The organism is Variovorax brevis (assembly GCF_030317105.1).
Lineage (GTDB): Bacteria > Pseudomonadota > Gammaproteobacteria > Burkholderiales > Burkholderiaceae_C > Variovorax > Variovorax brevis.
Genome location: NZ_JASZYG010000003.1, coordinates 734,294 through 748,740 on the forward strand (window position 1 = coordinate 734,294; position 14,447 = coordinate 748,740).

A 14,447-nucleotide genomic window follows, 5' to 3' on the forward strand; every position below is an offset into this window, starting at 1 on the left:
CTACGATCAGCAACTCAAGGTTTCATTTTTTGATTTTTGAAAGGGAAGCGACATGAACACGACCACCTCCAAGACGGCTGCGCAACTGGCCGACGACGCCCGCAACACCGCCAATGACGCGGTGGAAACGACCCGCGCCTATGCACAGAACGCCGTCAATGCCGCCGGCGAAAAGGTCCGCGACCTTCGCCGCGACATGGAACCGGCCGTCGAGCAGATTGCGGCCCGCGTCCAGCAAGCGGTGCAACGCGGTCTTGACTCCGCCACCAAGACAGGCGCACGTGCCCAGCGCCGCTTCGAGCAGGCCGCCGACGTGACGGGCCGCTATATCGCCGACCAGCCGGTCCGCTCCGTGCTGGTGGCCGCGGCCGCCGGCGCAGCCATTACGGCCTTGATCGTCCTGGCGGCTCGCCGCCGCGACGACTACTGATCCGGGTCAAGATCCGGATCGCCCGAAGCACCATGCTGCATCCTCTTTATTCAACGGTGCTCGGGCACCCGGAACTGGTGGCGAATCACCTCGCGAACTACGTCGCGCTGGTGAAGGAAGAAGCCGGGGAAGCCGGACGCGGGTTGGTCCAACGGATCATTGCCGGCGTGCTGGCGGTGATCAGTGCCCTGATGGCGTTTGGGCTGATCGGCGTCGCCGTCATGCTCGGCGTGCTCCACGGGAGCTTCAACTGGGTATTGGTGATCGTGCCCGCAGTCGCCGTCCTCGTGGCGGCGGTGGCGGCCTACGTCGCCTCCCGTCCGACGCAAAGCCATGGATTCGAAGACTTGCGCGCGCAGCTCGATGCCGACGTGCGCGCCCTGCAGATTGCGGGAGAACACCGTGGCCGTTGATCCATTGGTCTTGACCGCGCAGCAGCGCCTGGCCATGTCGCGTCGCGCGTTGGTCGAGCAGCTCAATGGCGGAGTGGTGGAGGAGGAAGAAGCCGCTCCCTACCGCCCGCGTCTCAAGTCATCACACTCACCGGGCCTCAATGGCGCGGTGTGGCTGCCGGTGGCCCGCAAGGTCGTGAAGCGCTGGTGGCAGAACCATCCCGCCAACGCCGTGGGTCATCTGGCTTTGCCAGCGCTGGAGCGCTATGCGCGGCAGGAGCCGGTCAAGGTGGTCGCGGCAGCGGCCGCGGTGGGTGCGCTGATCGTGCTGGTGCGGCCGTGGCGCCTGATTTCCATCACGGCGGTACTGGCCACCATCCTCAAGACTTCTGACGTTGCAGGCGTGGTCACCACGCTCATGCATCGCGAATCTCCCCCACGAAAGGACCCATGATGACAATTCAAAAATCAGACACCCACCTTCGACTGGACCAGGGCGCCATCGACGCTGCAGCCAAGAGCCTCGACGACGGCGCCGTGACGCCGAGCTACGGGCCGTGGCGCGACGACATCGTCAAGCTCCTCAACGATGCGCTGGCGACCGAGCTCGTATGCATCCTGCGCTACAAGCGCCACTATTTCACCGCCAGTGGCGTGCAGTCGCCGCCGATCGCAGATGAGTTCCTGGTTCACGCCAACGAGGAATCCGCGCACGCAGACAAGATTGCCGAACGCATCGTGCAGCTCGGCGGTGAGCCGGACTTTTCTCCGTCGACACTGCTGGAACGCAGCCACGCGAAATACGACGAATCCACCGACCTCCAGGCCATGGTGCGGGCCAATCTGGTGGCCGAACGCATCGCGGTCGAGACGTATCGGCAGATGATCAACCTCATCGGCGACAAGGATCCGACGACACGGCGCATGCTCGAGGAAATCCTTACCGACGAGGAAGAGCATGCTGACGAACTGAAGGACTGGCTGGGCCACTGAGCCCTGCCCTGGCCCGCACCGTACGAGCGGGTGCAGCAAAGAAAAAAGCCCCGGACACCGGGGCTTTTTCCATTGGGCGGCGCAGTCGCCTACATCTTTACGTCGAGCTTGTTGTCGACCGAGCTCACGCCCTTGACGTTCTTGGCGATCTCTTCGGCGCGCGACTTGGCCGCGGCGGTCGGCGCAGGGCCGGTGAGTGTCACATTGCCCGCCTTGGTGTCGACGTCGATCTTGATGGCGCTCAGGTCCGGGTCCTTGGCGAGTCGCGAGGACACCGCCGCCGTGATGGTCGCGTCATCCGCGGCGCCGGAAACGGCCGCACCGGCGTCCTTGACGGCTTCCGTCACCTTCGCCGTTGCGCCGGACGACTCCATCTTGGCCTTGGCATCGCTGGCCATCTGTTCCGTCTTGTCCTTGGCGTCGTTGGCTGCCTTCTCCGTCTTGGCGATGGCGGAATCCACCTTTTCACCGGCCGTGCGGTTGTCGGCCTTGTCACAGGCCGTCAGGGTCAGGGCAGCTCCCACCAACGCAACGGCCCACCAGGCGCGCGAGCCCATTGCGTGGATTGGTTTCATTTCGTTCATGTCGATCTCCTTCTAAGAGATCTCAATCTAGAGCGGCACGGCCTTCCCGGGCGTCTCATGGGCGCCGCAAATGCGTGTAGGACAGGATTTCAGGCCGTGACGATCCAGCCTTCCAGCGGATCCATGTTCGCAGGCAGGCCGTAACCCGGCGGGCCATTGCCGGCGCGCTGCACGCCCCAGGCGGCCTGCAGGAGGCACAGCACGGCGTCGAGACCGTCGCCCCTTGCATCGGAGACGAGTTCCAGGCGCAGGCTGTCCGTGAGGGTCAGGCTGAGCGCCAATCGCGTGGCGCCGCGCTCCAGTTCCGCCAGCAAGTCCTGGCGTGCACGGCGACGGGCATCGGTCTGCTGGCTGGTGTCGTCGCTCTTGTAGCTGCGACGGCCGATCACTTCCCGCGCCAGCATGCCCGGATAGCCTTCGAGGGCCACCCTTGCACTTTGCGGATGAGGTTCATGCAATCCGGGAAACGAGGCCTGCGCCGCCATGAGTCGCGGCACCCCGGCGTGCAGCATGTACGCGACCGGCGGATTGACCCATTTCATCGATGGGCTCGAATCGGCCGGTCCGTCGGTGGCCCGGTGCGCGAACTTCCGGCCCGCGGGCCTTGCTGCGCAGAACGCCGCAAACGTGCGCTGGATCTCGGCGCGGCTCAATGCCGCGTAGTGGTCGATCAGCGCCGGCCACAGCTTCGGCCAGCCAAGATGCTCGACCAGTTCGCGCGGCAGCCCGAAGGGAAAATCGAAAGCCCCCACCCACGAAGGCGTCGCGCGCAACCACGCGCCCCAGTCGTCCAGCGTGGAAAACCTGCGCAAGGACGAGACCACGACGCGTTGCCCTGACAGCACGCCGGTGGCCACGACGATGTTCTTGCGCTGCGAAGGCGCGCTCGAGAAGTCGCAACCAATGAGCAGTTGCATCGGCTCCGGCTCAGTCCCGCGCGGGTCCGGCGAAGACCGACGCGGTACCCGTCACGCGAGACACCCGATGGCTCGTGCGCAAGATCAGGCTCGACCGACGATCGCGGCCGTGGCCATCAGCTCTTCCAGGAGCGCCAGCGACACCTTGCCGGACACCGCATACGGGTCCAGCTCGGGCCGCTCCGAATAGCGCAGCAGGATGGAGGAATGCACCTTGGTCAGGTTGACCTGACCCATCGTCCAGCCGCCGAAGCGGCGCTCGGAGATTTCTTCGTAGTGCAACAGCACGACGTCCTTGTGGCGGGCGTCGCGCTGAATGTGGCCATACAGTTCGCTGACCGTGGCGCGTCCGCCTTCGATGGCTTGCAGGAACACACCGCCGCCATGGCAGAGGATGCCGGTGATGCCGCACGACGTGTTGTGGGCACGCGCCTGCGCCAGGATGGCCTCGATGGCGGGAGGACTTGAATCCACAGCGCGGCTGGCGTAAAGCAGACGGACGAGCATGTCAGGCCTCCTGCCGGGCCGCCCCAAGGGAGGCCTGCGCCCCCTCGGGGGGCAGCGGGTACACGAAGAGACGGAGCGTGGGGGCCATCGTCAGCCTTTCCGGGGCAGGAGGGACAGGAATTCGCGACGCAATGAAGAGTCCTTGAGGAACGCACCGCGCATGACCGAGTTGATCATCTTGCTGTCCATTTCCTTCACGCCGCGCCACTGCATGCAGAAGTGCTCGGCTTCGACCACGAGCGCGAGGCCGTCGGGCTGGGTCTTTTCCTGGATGAGGTCGGCCAGTTGCACGACGGCCTCTTCCTGGATCTGGGGGCGCCCCATGACCCACTCGGCCAGGCGCGCATACTTCGACAAGCCGATGACGTTGGTGTGCTCGTTGGGCATCACGCCGATCCACAGCTTGCCGATGATCGGGCAAAAGTGGTGCGAGCAGGCGCTGCGCACGGTGATCGGCCCGACGATCATCAGCTCGTTGAGATGCTCCGCGTTGGGGAATTCCGTGAGCGGAGGCGGCGCCACGTAGCGTCCCCTGAACACCTCATTGACATACATCTTGGCAACGCGGCGCGCGGTCTTGCCGGTGTTGTGGTCGTTCTTGAGGTCGATGACCAGGCTTTCGAGCACGCCGTGCATCTTGTGCTCCACCTCGTCGAGCAGGGCTTCAAGCTCGCCAGGACGGATGAATTCAGCGATGTTGTCGTTCGCGTTGAAGCGCTTGCGGGCGGCCAGGAGCCGCTCGCGGATCTTCACGGAAACTGGGGTGCCCTCGGCATCGCCGCCCGCATCGTCGGGCAGCTGCTTGGCAGCGGTTTTCGTCAGCATGCGCGCATCGTATCAGTGAATACAAGCCCGGCCATACCGTGCTGGAATCCCTTTGCAGGCTTGCGTTGATGCTATCAATTCAATAGCGAAAAGTCTGTGACGAGCGGCAAGTGATCCGACATGCGCGCCCAGACCGGTCCGCGGGGCACGGTGCAATCCAGCGGCTTGAGGTGGCGCCCGTAGATGAAGTCGAGCTGCGTCACGGGCATCCGCGACGGATAGGTCAAGGTGCGCGGCCCGCGCAGGTCGCTGGAATCGCGCAGGCCCATCGCGTTCATGGCGTAGCGCATGCGCGCGCCCCAGTCGTTGAAATCGCCGGCAACGATCAGGCGTTCATTGGCGGGAATCTCGTGCTCGACGAATTCGCGCACCAGCCCGATCTGCCGCACGCGGCTGCCTTTGATGAGGCCAAGGTGCAGCACGATGGCATGGACCGGCGAGCCATCGACATCGATGACGGTGTGCAGCAAGCCGCGCTGCTCGAAGCGATGGTCCGAGATGTCGCGGTGGCTCTGGTGCAGCACCGGCCAGCGCGTCAGCAACGCATTGCCGTGCTCGCCGTGCCGGGTGATCGCATTGGTTTCGTACACGGCCGTGTAGCCCTCGGGCGCCAGGAAGTCCGCCTGCGGCAAGTCGGGCCAGCGCTCGAAGCGCTCGGCGGCCTTGCGGTTCATCTTGCGCACTTCCTGCAGGCAGATGATGTCCGCATCGAGCTGTTCGATGGCGTGGCCGAGGTTGTGGATTTCCAGCCGGCGCGTCGGGCCGAGGCCCTGGACGCCCTTGTGGATGTTGTAGGTCGCGACGCGTAGGTTGCCTGCAGAACTCATTGCGTAAATTGTGGCAGCAACAGGATCGCTTCGGCATTGGAAGGCGAAAAACACGCGTCTGCCGCCTGCCGATACGGCAGCCATTGCCAGTGGGTGTGTTCGCGTGGGTCGAGCGTCGGCGTGCACCGATCGGGCAGGCAAAGGCCGAACAGATGTTCGGTGTTGTGCGTGACGCCGGGCTCGTAGCGCGAGCGCCACCGGGGGTAGATCTCGTAGATGTTCGTGAGGCCCCAGTCGCGCAGCCCCGCGGCCAGTGGCGTGCCGGGCCGGCAGTCGATACCGGTTTCCTCGGCCACCTCGCGCGCGGCCGTCAGGGCGAGTGGCTCGTCCACCCGGTCCTTGCTGCCCGTAACCGACTGCCAGAAATCGTTGGCGTCGGCGCGCCGGATCAACAGGACATCCAGCGCGGGCGTGTGAATCACGACCAGCACCGACTCGGGAATTTTCCAGGGTCGGTCGCCGGTCGTCATGGCCGCATCAGGCGGGCGCGGCCGGCGTCGGGTTGCGCAGGCGGATGTGCAGTTCGCGCAACTGCTTCTCGTCCACCGGGCTCGGCGCCAGCGTGAGCAGGTCTTGCGCGCGCTGGGTCTTGGGGAAGGCGATCACGTCGCGGATCGACTCGGCGCCCGTCATCAGCATGACCAGGCGGTCCAGGCCGATGGCGATGCCACCGTGCGGGGGCGCGCCGTATTGCAGCGCGTCCAGCAGGAAGCCGAACTTGAGTTGCGCGTCCTCCGCGCTGATCTTCAGCGCGCGGAACACCTTGCTCTGCACTTCCTCGCGGTGGATACGCACCGAGCCGCCACCCATCTCAATGCCGTTGAGCACCATGTCGTAGGCCTTGGCGATGCACTTCTCGGGCGCCGTGTCCATGAGGTCTTCATGGCCGTCCTTCGGTGCCGTGAATGGATGGTGCACAGCGGACCAACGCTGTCCCTCCTCGTCGAACTCGAACATCGGGAAGTCGACCACCCACAGCGGCGCCCAGCGGTCGTCGAACAGGCCCGCCTTCTTGCCGAAGGCGCTGTGGCCGATCTTCACGCGCAGCGCGCCGATGGCGTCGTTGACCACCTTTTCCTTGTCGGCGCCGAAGAACAGGATGTCGCCATTGCGGGCACCGGTGCGGGCGATGATCTCGGCCAGCGCCGCATCGTCCAGGTTCTTGACGATCGGGCTTTGCAGGCCCTCGCGGCCGGCCGCGGCGTCGTTGACCTTGATGTAGGCCAGGCCCTTGGCGCCGTAGATCTTGACGAATTCCTGATAGGCATCGATTTCGCCGCGCGAGAGACCACCTTCGGCACCGCCGCCCGGCACGCGAAGCGCGACCACGCGGCCGCCCTTCATCGTGGCGGCGTTCGAGAACACCTTGAACTCGACGCGCTTCATGAGTTCGGTCAGTTCGGTGAACTCGAGCTTGACGCGCAGGTCGGGCTTGTCCGAGCCGTACTTGAACATGGCGTCGCCATAGCTCATCGTCGGGAACACGGGCAGGTCGATGCCGGCCGCATTGCGGAACACGGTGCGGATCATGCCTTCGAACATCTCCCGGATCTCTTCTTCGGGCAGGAAGGAGGTCTCGATGTCGATCTGCGTGAATTCGGGCTGGCGGTCGGCGCGCAGGTCTTCGTCACGGAAACACTTGACGATCTGGTAGTAGCGGTCGTAGCCCGCGACCATCAACAGTTGCTTGAAGAGCTGCGGCGACTGCGGCAGCGCGAAGAAGCTGCCGTCATGCACGCGGCTGGGCACGAGGTAGTCGCGCGCGCCTTCGGGCGTGGACTTGCCGAGCATCGGCGTCTCGATGTCGATGAAGCCGTTGGCATCGAGGAACTTGCGCGTTTCCATCGTGACCTTGTAGCGCAGCATCATGTTGCGCTGCATCGCCGGGCGGCGCAGGTCGAGCACGCGGTGCGTGAGGCGCGTGGTTTCGCTGAGGTTGTCGTCGTCCAGCAGGAACGGAGGCGTGACCGACGGGTTCAGCACCTTGAGTTCGTGCGCCAGCACTTCGATCTTGCCGCTCTTGAGGCTGTCGTTGGTCGTGCCTTCGGGGCGCGCACGCACCAGGCCCGTCACCTGCACGCAGAACTCGTTGCGCAGGCCTTCGGCCGCCGCAAAGGTCGCCGCGCGATCCGGGTCGCACACCACCTGCACGTAGCCTTCGCGGTCGCGCACGTCGATGAAGATCACGCCGCCATGGTCGCGGCGGCGGTTGACCCATCCGCACAAGGTAACGGTTTGGCCCATCAGGGCATCGGTCACGAGACCGCAGTAGTGTGAGCGCATGGCCATGGCTGATTGCAGGCGCCCTTGAAGGCGCCTTCTCCTGTCTGAAAAACTGTCTGTCTTAAGCCGCTTCGAGGGCTGCGGGGCCACCTGGCACCACCACACCCATCGAGACGATGTACTTGAGCGCTTCGTCCACGCTCATCTTGAGTTCGATGCAATCGGTGCGTTTGAGCATCACGAAATAGCCGCCGGTGGGATTCGGCGTTGTCGGCACGTAGACACCCAGGTAGTCATCGTGCAGGTAGTTCAGCACATCGCCACCCGGGGTGCCGGTCACGAAGGCAATGGTCCACGCGCCGGGGCGCGGCCATTCGATGAGGACGGCCGTGCGAAAGGCATTGCCGTTCTCGGAAAACAGCGTATCCGAAACCTGCTTGACGCTGGAATAAATCGAACGGACGACCGGAATGCGCCGCACCACCGCGTCGCCCCAGCCCAGCAGGCGCTTGCCGACGAAGTTGCTGGCAATGGCCCCCACGATCAGCAGGATGGCGAGCGTGAACAGCACGCCCAGGCCGCGAACCTTGTGCTGGACCAGCCAGACTTGCCAATCGGAAGGCAGCAGCCAAAGGGTTTGGTCCAGCGTTCCGATGATCCAGTCGAGTACCCACAACGTGATGGCCAGCGGGACGATCACCAGCAAGCCGGAGAACAACCATTTGCGCAAGGCAAGCATGTGATCTTGTTTTTAGTTGCTGGCGGGCGTGGGACTGGGGGCCGGCGCAGGCGTGGCCGCAGGCGCTGCGGCAGCAGGGGCCGATGCCGGCGTGCTGTCGGCGCCCGAGGCGGGCGTGGCGGGCGCAGCGCTGTCGCCGGAGGTTTCCGACGCAGGCTTGTCGGCGCCCGTCTTCTTGTTGCCGCCTTCACGGAAATCGGTGACGTACCAGCCCGAGCCCTTCAGCTGGAAGCCGGCGGCCGTGAGCTGCTTGCTGTAGGCGGCCTTGCCGCATGCGGGACAGACCGTCAGCGGCGCATCGGACATTTTCTGCAGCGTGTCCTGGGCATGGCCGCAGGCAGCGCACTTGTAGGCGTAGATTGGCATTGAATTGGGGGGCGAAAACGGCGGTCGAACGGCCGCCAGCAAAGCCCTCGATTATAAGGGCGCCCCACCAAACACGGTGCTCACGCCGCGTCCACTGCCAAGGGGCGGTGTGGCGTGCGCACGTTGGTCAGCCATTGCGGCGCGAGCGACCCCACGACCATGCCCGCGAACGCTGCCAGCACGCCCGCCAGTTGAGCCGGAAACTCGGCGCCCCACGGCAGCGCGAGGAAGATGAGCCACACGCCAACGCCCAGCACCACGGCGAACACAGCGCCCTGCGTGGTCGCACGCGACCAATAGAGACCGGCCACCAGCGGAACGAAGGCGCCGACCAGTGGCACCTGGTATGCGCCCGAGACCAGTTCGTAGATGGGCGTCCCCTGCATGCGGATGGCGTAGGCCAGCACCGCCGCACTGAACAGCAGCACCGTGATGCGCATGGTCAGGAGGTTCGACTTGTCCGAGCCGGCGGGCCGGAACTGGCGCCAGATGTTCTCGGTGAAGGTCACGCTGGGCGCCAGCAAGGTGGCCGAGGCGGTGGATTTGATGGCCGAGAGCAAGGCGCCGAAGAAGAGCACTTGCATCACGAAGGGCATCTTTTCGAGCACCAGCGTGGGCAGCACACGCTGCGGATCGTCCTTGAGCAGGGCCGCGGTTTCCTCCGGCATGATGAGCAAAGCACTGGCCACGAGGAACATCGGCACGAAGGCAAACAGGATGTAGGCAATGCCGCCGATTACCGGCCCGCGCGTGGCCGATTTGGTGCTGTTGGCCGACATGACGCGCTGGAACACGTCCTGCTGCGGAATGGAGCCGAGCATCATGGTGATGGCCGCGGCAAAGAAGAAGATCATGTCCTTGAAGGTGGGCTCGGGCCAGAAGCGGAACAGGTCCTTGCTGGCCGCGAACGCGATCACCTTGTCCGCGCCGCCGGCCATGTTGCCGGCGAACATGGCCAGCACGGCCAGGCCGAGCACCAGGATGATCATCTGGATGAAGTCGGTCACCGCCACCGACCACATGCCGCCAAACAGCGTGTACGCCAGGATCGACACCACCCCGATCACCATGCCCATCGACACGCTGATGGCGCCCGCCGACAGCACGTTGAACACCAGGCCCAGGGCCGTGACCTGCGCCGACACCCAGCCCAGGTAGCTCAGCATGATGATGAGCGAGCACGCCACCTCCACCGTGCGCCCGTAGCGCTCACGGTAGTAGTCGCTGATGGTGAGCAGCGTCATGCGATAGAGCTTGCCCGCGAAGAAGAGGCCCACCAGGATCAGGCAGGTTCCCGCGCCGAACGGATCCTCGATGACGCCGTGCAGCCCCCCGTCGATGAACTTGGCCGGAATGCCCAGCACCGTTTCCGAGCCGAACCAGGTGGCGAAGGTCGTCGTGACGATCATGTAGAGCGGCAAATGGCGCCCGGCGATGGCGAAGTCCGTTGTGTTTTTCACCCGGCGGGCGGCGTAGAGGCCGATCGCGATGGTGACCAGCAAATAGACGATGACCAAAGTCAGCAGCACGAAAAATCTCCTCTTTTCACTTCTGGGCGGGTACTAGAACAACACGCGCACACGAACGAGCACCTGCATCACGATCAGTCCCAATACAAATCCTATGCCACCGTAGATGATGGCCTGTAGCAGCTTGTTGGTGCGCTTTTGAGCCGCCAGCAATTCCACCAGTTCCTTCCGGTGGTCGGCCGGCCGGTGTTCCAGGTAGTCGTGCAGCAACCTCGGCAGTTGGGGCAGCAGCTTGGCAAAGCGCGGCGCCTCGGCACGCAGTTGCTCCAGCAGCTTGCGCGGCCCCAACTGGTCGACCATCCACTTTTCCAGGAAGGGCTTCGCGGTCGCCCACAGGTCGAGATCGGGATCGAGCTGGCGCCCCAAACCCTCGATGTTGAGAAGGGTTTTCTGCAGCAACACGAGCTGCGGCTGGATCTCGACCTGGAAGCGGCGCGAGGTCTGGAAGAGGCGCATCAGCACCATGCCCAGCGAGATCTCCTTGAGCGGCCGGTCGAAGTACGGTTCGCACACCGTGCGAATGGCGGCTTCCAGCTCGTCGATGCGCGTGCCCACCGGCACCCAGCCGCTTTCCAGGTGAAGTTCGGCCACGCGCTTGTAGTCGCGGCGGAAAAACGCCGCGAAGTTCTGCGCGAGATACTCCTTGTCGACCTCGGTGAGCGTGCCGATGATGCCGAAGTCCAGCGAGATGTAGCGCCCGAAAGTCGCTGGTGCGAGGCTGACCTGGATGTTGCCCGGGTGCATGTCGGCATGGAAGAAGCCGTCGCGAAACACCTGCGTGAAGAAGATCGTGACGCCGTCGCGGGCCAGCTTGGGAATGTCCACGCCGGCCGCGCGCAGGCGGTCGAGCTGGGCAATGGGCACGCCGATCATGCGTTCCATCACGATGACCTCGGGGTGGCAGAAGTCCCAGATCATTTCCGGGATCATCACCAGGTTGAGCTGGCTCATGTTGCGGCGCAGCTGCGCAGCGTTGGCTGCCTCGCGCACCAGGTCCAGCTCGTCGTGCAGGTACTTGTCGAACTCGGCGACCACCTCGCGCGGCTTCAGCCGCTTGCCGTCGGCCGACAGGTTCTCGATCCAGCCGGCCATCATGGCCATGAGCGCCAGGTCTTTCTCGATGACGTTGCGCATGCCGGGGCGCAGCACCTTGACCGCGACGTCGCGCAGTACACCGTTGGGCATGCGCATGGTCGCGAAGTGCACCTGCGCGATCGAGGCACTGGCGATGGGCACTTCGTCGAACTGCTCGAAGATCTCGCTCACCGGCCGATGGAAGGCCCGCTCGATGGTCGCCATGGCGACCGACGAATCGAAGGGCGGGACGCGATCCTGCAGCCAGGCCAGTTCGTCCGCCAGGTCGGCGGGCAACAGGTCGCGCCGGGTCGACAGCACCTGGCCGAACTTGACGAAGATCGGTCCCAGCCGCTCCAGCGCCTCGCGCAGGCGCTGCCCCCGTGGGGCGTCGAGCTTGCGGCCGAACGAGACGATACGCGCCACCACGCGCAGCCACGGCTTCTGGAAACTGGTGAGAACGAGCTCGTCCAGGCCGAAGCGAAGCGCGACCAGGACAATGAAGGCGCCGCGATAAAAGCGCCTCATTCGGACTTGGCCGGACCGGAGCGGGCCGCCTTGTCGATGAACTGCCGCAGCGCGCCGACCACCTTGCGCGCACCGTTGCCGATGGCGTGGGCGGGCACGTCACCGATCAGGCGGGCCAGGTCGTCCTCCACATCCCAGCGTACGTGGTCGACCAGCCAGTTCACCTCGGCGGCGAGCTGCACGTCGCCGACGATCTGCACCGATGGCTTGTCGCCGCGAAGCGTGGCCTGGGCCAGTCCGAAAGGGGACTCCTCGGTGACGGTCAGGGTGAGATCAGGGCTGGCGTTTTCCGGCGCAAGGTCCAGGAGGCCGGCCGGCGTGGCGATGACGCGAACCACGATGAAGCGCCACTTGACTTCGACCACCCGCCCCTGCTGGCGCATGAGGCGCTGCTGCGCCTCGGGCTCCTGCTGCAAGACATGGTTGATGAAGAGCACCGCGCGGTGCTGGATCTCGTGAATCGCCCAGGCTGGCGGCTGCAGCCGAGACCCGATCTTGTTGAACAGGTCGTCTAGAAAAGCAAATGGGGACGATGGTGTAGCCATGTCCCCATTATCCTGCGCGCCGGCACCTGTCAAACCCCGGTCGCCCCCGAACGCCTGCACTTTGCCGTCGGGCGAGGCGAGCGTGTGCGGCGGCGCGGGCCGACGAATGCCTTCTGCTTAACTTACTGCAAGGCCTGCACCCCAGCCACCAGCCAGCCGCTGGTGCCGTTGACCGGCTTCGTCATGTTCCACACTTCGCGGAAGGGGCTCGGGCCGGCCGACACGTCTTCGCGGATCATTCCGGAGAACTCCACGCTGGCCATGTAGGCATCAGGCAACTCCTCGATGCCCAGCAGCTTGGCGTCGAGCATGACCACGTCGGTCTTGTTCGGCTGGCCGCCCGTATGGCTTTCGCGCTCCGCCAGCTGGTTGCGGATTTCACCCACCATGCCGTCGGTCATCATGGTGCGCAGCATGCTGATGTCGTTGCGGTCCCAGGCGTCTTGCAGCGTCACGAAGTTGCGCTTCGCCGCGACCAGGAAGCCGTCCGCGTCGAAGCCGGCGGGAATCCCCCAGCTTTGCGAGCCGGCCAGGGCCGAGCCGATCATGCTGCCGCCCGCCAATGCCGCCGATCCGTGCACTTGCGTGGGCGCAGCGTCTGCCGGTGATGCGTCGAACGCAGCCGTATTGCGCTCCCACGGCCGGGCCGAGGCGTCGTTGCCGACGTTGTTGGGGCTGTACTGCACAGGCGCCGTTGCCGTGGCGGGGCTGCCTGCGCCGGCGCCTTCGAACGCGAACGCACCCTGACGGTTGGCGCCAGCAGGACGCGAACGCGACTTGAACATGCGCCACGCCGCAAAGGCCACGAGCGCCACCAGTGCGATCAGCAAGATGTTGCCGAAGGCAGCACCCAAGCCCAGCGAATGCGCGAGCCAAGCCAGGCCAAGGCCTGCCGCGAGGCCGCCCAGCATGGCGCCCCACGGACGCTTCGGCGCGGCCGCGGGCGTAGCGGCGCCTGGCTTGGCGGCAGCAGCGGGCGTGGCCGCCGCAGCCGGCGCGGCGTTGGTTGCGTTATTGGCGGGTGTCGAGGGCGCCGCGGACTCACGTTGCGTCACGTTGTTCGACTGGCGGCCCATCGACTTGCCGCCTCCAAGGCGAGCGGCGTCGGCATTGATGCTGACCAGAGCAACAGCGCAGACCAACAAAAACGGCAGTATCTTTTTCATGGCGTCTCCTCTTTCGAACTGAATAAACTACTTCAACACTTGATTCCAACATGCAAGGCGACCACGCCCCCCGTCATGTTGTGATAGTCCACGTGACCGAAACCGCCCTCTTTCATGAGGGTCTTGAGTTCTTCCTGTGCGGGATGCATGCGGATGGACTCGGCCAGATAGCGATAGCTCGCGTCATCGCCCGCCACCACCTTGCCCAGGCGCGGCAGCACCTGGAACGAATACCAGTCGTAAACCTTGGCCAAGGGCTTGGCCACCTTGGAGAACTCCAGCACCAGCAGCTTGCCGCCTGGCTTGAGCACGCGATTCATTTCCTTGAGCGCCAAGTCCTTGTGCGTCATGTTGCGCAGGCCGAAAGCGACCGTCACCACATCGAAGTGCCCGTCGGGAAACGGCAGCTTTTCGGCGTCGCACACCAGCGTGGGCAAGGCCACGCCTGCGTCGATGAGGCGATCGCGACCCGTGCGCAACATGGCCTCGTTGATGTCGGTGTGCACCACCTGGCCTGATTCGCCGACCTTGCGGGCAAAGGCCAGAGCAAGGTCGCCGGTGCCGCCGGCGATGTCGAGCACGCGCGAGCCTTCGCGGACATTGGCCACCATCACGGTGTAGGCCTTCCATGCGCGGTGCAGCCCCATCGACATGAGGTCGTTCATGATGTCGTAACGAGAGGCCACGGAGTCGAAGACCCCGCGCACGCGACTGGCCTTCTCTGACTCGTCGACCTTCTCGAAACCGAAATGCGTTTGGCTCATGCGTGTCATGTTAGGACGTTGGCGTTCATATCAAGCGG

The 14,447-nt window shown here is 64.9% G+C and carries 18 protein-coding genes; 4 read left to right on the forward strand and 14 right to left on the reverse strand.

Going from position 1 to position 14,447, the window contains the following annotated elements:
* Positions 1–52: 52 nt before the first annotated feature.
* From QTI66_RS12265 to QTI66_RS12280, 4 genes are read left to right on the forward strand one after another with little or no spacing between them, the layout of a single operon-like run.
* A complete protein-coding gene (locus QTI66_RS12265) occupies positions 53–430 on the forward strand; it encodes a hypothetical protein (RefSeq protein ID WP_286559794.1) in 378 nt (125 codons plus the stop codon).
* Positions 431–462: 32 nt separating this feature from the next.
* Positions 463–843 carry a phage holin family protein gene (locus QTI66_RS12270; protein ID WP_286559795.1) on the forward strand — a complete coding sequence of 127 codons (381 nt, stop codon included), beginning with the start codon at positions 463–465 and terminating at the stop codon, positions 841–843.
* On the forward strand, positions 833–1,276 hold the full coding sequence (locus QTI66_RS12275; RefSeq protein ID WP_286559796.1) for a hypothetical protein: 444 nt from the start codon (positions 833–835) through the stop codon (positions 1,274–1,276). The genes QTI66_RS12270 and QTI66_RS12275 overlap by 11 nt, the downstream gene beginning before the upstream one ends.
* Complete coding sequence (locus QTI66_RS12280) at positions 1,273–1,815, forward strand: ferritin-like domain-containing protein (protein WP_286559797.1); 543 nt, start codon at positions 1,273–1,275, stop codon at positions 1,813–1,815. The genes QTI66_RS12275 and QTI66_RS12280 overlap by 4 nt, the downstream gene beginning before the upstream one ends.
* An 89-nt stretch (positions 1,816–1,904) precedes the next feature.
* On the opposite strand, the gene QTI66_RS12285 is transcribed toward QTI66_RS12280, so the two are convergent.
* The 14 genes from QTI66_RS12285 to ubiE form a co-directional block, all read right to left on the reverse strand.
* Positions 1,905–2,399 carry a BON domain-containing protein gene (locus QTI66_RS12285; protein WP_286559799.1) on the reverse strand — a complete coding sequence of 165 codons (495 nt, stop codon included), beginning with the start codon at positions 2,397–2,399 and terminating at the stop codon, positions 1,905–1,907.
* Between the two features lie 89 nt (positions 2,400–2,488).
* The gene (locus tag QTI66_RS12290; RefSeq protein ID WP_286559801.1) at positions 2,489–3,316 is read right to left on the reverse strand and encodes a DUF429 domain-containing protein; all 828 of its coding nucleotides are present in this window, start codon (positions 3,314–3,316) and stop codon (positions 2,489–2,491) included.
* An 84-nt stretch (positions 3,317–3,400) separates the two neighbouring features.
* Positions 3,401–3,823 carry a BLUF domain-containing protein gene (locus tag QTI66_RS12295; protein ID WP_286559804.1) on the reverse strand — a complete coding sequence of 141 codons (423 nt, stop codon included), beginning with the start codon at positions 3,821–3,823 and terminating at the stop codon, positions 3,401–3,403.
* A 90-nt stretch (positions 3,824–3,913) separates the two neighbouring features.
* On the reverse strand, positions 3,914–4,648 hold the full coding sequence (gene folE / locus QTI66_RS12300; protein WP_286559806.1) for a GTP cyclohydrolase I: 735 nt from the start codon (positions 4,646–4,648) through the stop codon (positions 3,914–3,916).
* Between the two features lie 74 nt (positions 4,649–4,722).
* The gene (locus QTI66_RS12305) at positions 4,723–5,475 is read right to left on the reverse strand and encodes an endonuclease/exonuclease/phosphatase family protein (protein WP_286559808.1); all 753 of its coding nucleotides are present in this window, start codon (positions 5,473–5,475) and stop codon (positions 4,723–4,725) included.
* Entirely contained in the window at positions 5,472–5,945 is a 474-nt protein-coding gene (gene nudB / locus QTI66_RS12310; RefSeq protein WP_286559809.1) for a dihydroneopterin triphosphate diphosphatase, read from the reverse strand. The genes QTI66_RS12305 and nudB overlap by 4 nt, the downstream gene beginning before the upstream one ends.
* Before the next feature lie 7 nt (positions 5,946–5,952).
* A complete protein-coding gene (gene aspS, locus QTI66_RS12315; protein ID WP_286559811.1) occupies positions 5,953–7,764 on the reverse strand; it encodes an aspartate--tRNA ligase in 1,812 nt (603 codons plus the stop codon).
* A 55-nt stretch (positions 7,765–7,819) separates the two neighbouring features.
* Positions 7,820–8,437: a DUF502 domain-containing protein gene (locus QTI66_RS12320; RefSeq protein ID WP_286559817.1), complete on the reverse strand. Its 618-nt coding sequence runs from the start codon at positions 8,435–8,437 to the stop codon at positions 7,820–7,822.
* Between the two features lie 12 nt (positions 8,438–8,449).
* Complete coding sequence (locus tag QTI66_RS12325) at positions 8,450–8,803, reverse strand: FmdB family zinc ribbon protein (RefSeq protein ID WP_286559819.1); 354 nt, start codon at positions 8,801–8,803, stop codon at positions 8,450–8,452.
* 80 nt (positions 8,804–8,883) lie between these two features.
* Positions 8,884–10,332, reverse strand: a complete 1,449-nt coding sequence (locus QTI66_RS12330; RefSeq protein ID WP_286559820.1) for a high affinity choline transporter 1 — start codon at positions 10,330–10,332, stop codon at positions 8,884–8,886.
* Positions 10,333–10,365: 33 nt separating this feature from the next.
* Complete coding sequence (gene ubiB / locus QTI66_RS12335) at positions 10,366–11,934, reverse strand: ubiquinone biosynthesis regulatory protein kinase UbiB (protein ID WP_286559822.1); 1,569 nt, start codon at positions 11,932–11,934, stop codon at positions 10,366–10,368.
* Complete coding sequence (locus tag QTI66_RS12340) at positions 11,931–12,479, reverse strand: ubiquinone biosynthesis accessory factor UbiJ (RefSeq protein ID WP_286559823.1); 549 nt, start codon at positions 12,477–12,479, stop codon at positions 11,931–11,933. Before QTI66_RS12340 ends, ubiB begins: the two co-directional genes overlap by 4 nt.
* A gap of 122 nt (positions 12,480–12,601) precedes the next feature.
* The gene (locus tag QTI66_RS12345; protein WP_286559825.1) at positions 12,602–13,645 is read right to left on the reverse strand and encodes a Tim44 domain-containing protein; all 1,044 of its coding nucleotides are present in this window, start codon (positions 13,643–13,645) and stop codon (positions 12,602–12,604) included.
* Between the two features lie 32 nt (positions 13,646–13,677).
* Positions 13,678–14,409, reverse strand: coding sequence for a bifunctional demethylmenaquinone methyltransferase/2-methoxy-6-polyprenyl-1,4-benzoquinol methylase UbiE (gene ubiE, locus QTI66_RS12350; RefSeq protein WP_286559826.1), 732 nt, complete (start codon positions 14,407–14,409; stop codon positions 13,678–13,680).
* Positions 14,410–14,447 lie beyond the last annotated feature (38 nt).

What these genes read in the sequence shown, in the direction of transcription:
- folE (WP_286559806.1), bottom strand. Translation starts at nt 4,648, where the DNA reads ATGCTGACGAAAACCGCTGCCAAGCAGCTGCCCGACGATGCGGGCGGC.
- aspS (WP_286559811.1), bottom strand. Translation starts at nt 7,764, where the DNA reads ATGGCCATGCGCTCACACTACTGCGGTCTCGTGACCGATGCCCTGATG.
- QTI66_RS12270 (WP_286559795.1), top strand. Translation starts at nt 463, where the DNA reads ATGCTGCATCCTCTTTATTCAACGGTGCTCGGGCACCCGGAACTGGTG.
- QTI66_RS12340 (WP_286559823.1), bottom strand. Translation starts at nt 12,479, where the DNA reads ATGGCTACACCATCGTCCCCATTTGCTTTTCTAGACGACCTGTTCAAC.
- QTI66_RS12290 (WP_286559801.1), bottom strand. Translation starts at nt 3,316, where the DNA reads ATGCAACTGCTCATTGGTTGCGACTTCTCGAGCGCGCCTTCGCAGCGC.
- QTI66_RS12305 (WP_286559808.1), bottom strand. Translation starts at nt 5,475, where the DNA reads ATGAGTTCTGCAGGCAACCTACGCGTCGCGACCTACAACATCCACAAG.
- QTI66_RS12265 (WP_286559794.1), top strand. Translation starts at nt 53, where the DNA reads ATGAACACGACCACCTCCAAGACGGCTGCGCAACTGGCCGACGACGCC.
- ubiE (WP_286559826.1), bottom strand. Translation starts at nt 14,409, where the DNA reads ATGAGCCAAACGCATTTCGGTTTCGAGAAGGTCGACGAGTCAGAGAAG.
- ubiB (WP_286559822.1), bottom strand. Translation starts at nt 11,934, where the DNA reads ATGAGGCGCTTTTATCGCGGCGCCTTCATTGTCCTGGTCGCGCTTCGC.
- nudB (WP_286559809.1), bottom strand. Translation starts at nt 5,945, where the DNA reads ATGACGACCGGCGACCGACCCTGGAAAATTCCCGAGTCGGTGCTGGTC.
- QTI66_RS12320 (WP_286559817.1), bottom strand. Translation starts at nt 8,437, where the DNA reads ATGCTTGCCTTGCGCAAATGGTTGTTCTCCGGCTTGCTGGTGATCGTC.
- QTI66_RS12280 (WP_286559797.1), top strand. Translation starts at nt 1,273, where the DNA reads ATGATGACAATTCAAAAATCAGACACCCACCTTCGACTGGACCAGGGC.
- QTI66_RS12325 (WP_286559819.1), bottom strand. Translation starts at nt 8,803, where the DNA reads ATGCCAATCTACGCCTACAAGTGCGCTGCCTGCGGCCATGCCCAGGAC.
- QTI66_RS12345 (WP_286559825.1), bottom strand. Translation starts at nt 13,645, where the DNA reads ATGAAAAAGATACTGCCGTTTTTGTTGGTCTGCGCTGTTGCTCTGGTC.
- QTI66_RS12295 (WP_286559804.1), bottom strand. Translation starts at nt 3,823, where the DNA reads ATGCTCGTCCGTCTGCTTTACGCCAGCCGCGCTGTGGATTCAAGTCCT.
- QTI66_RS12285 (WP_286559799.1), bottom strand. Translation starts at nt 2,399, where the DNA reads ATGAACGAAATGAAACCAATCCACGCAATGGGCTCGCGCGCCTGGTGG.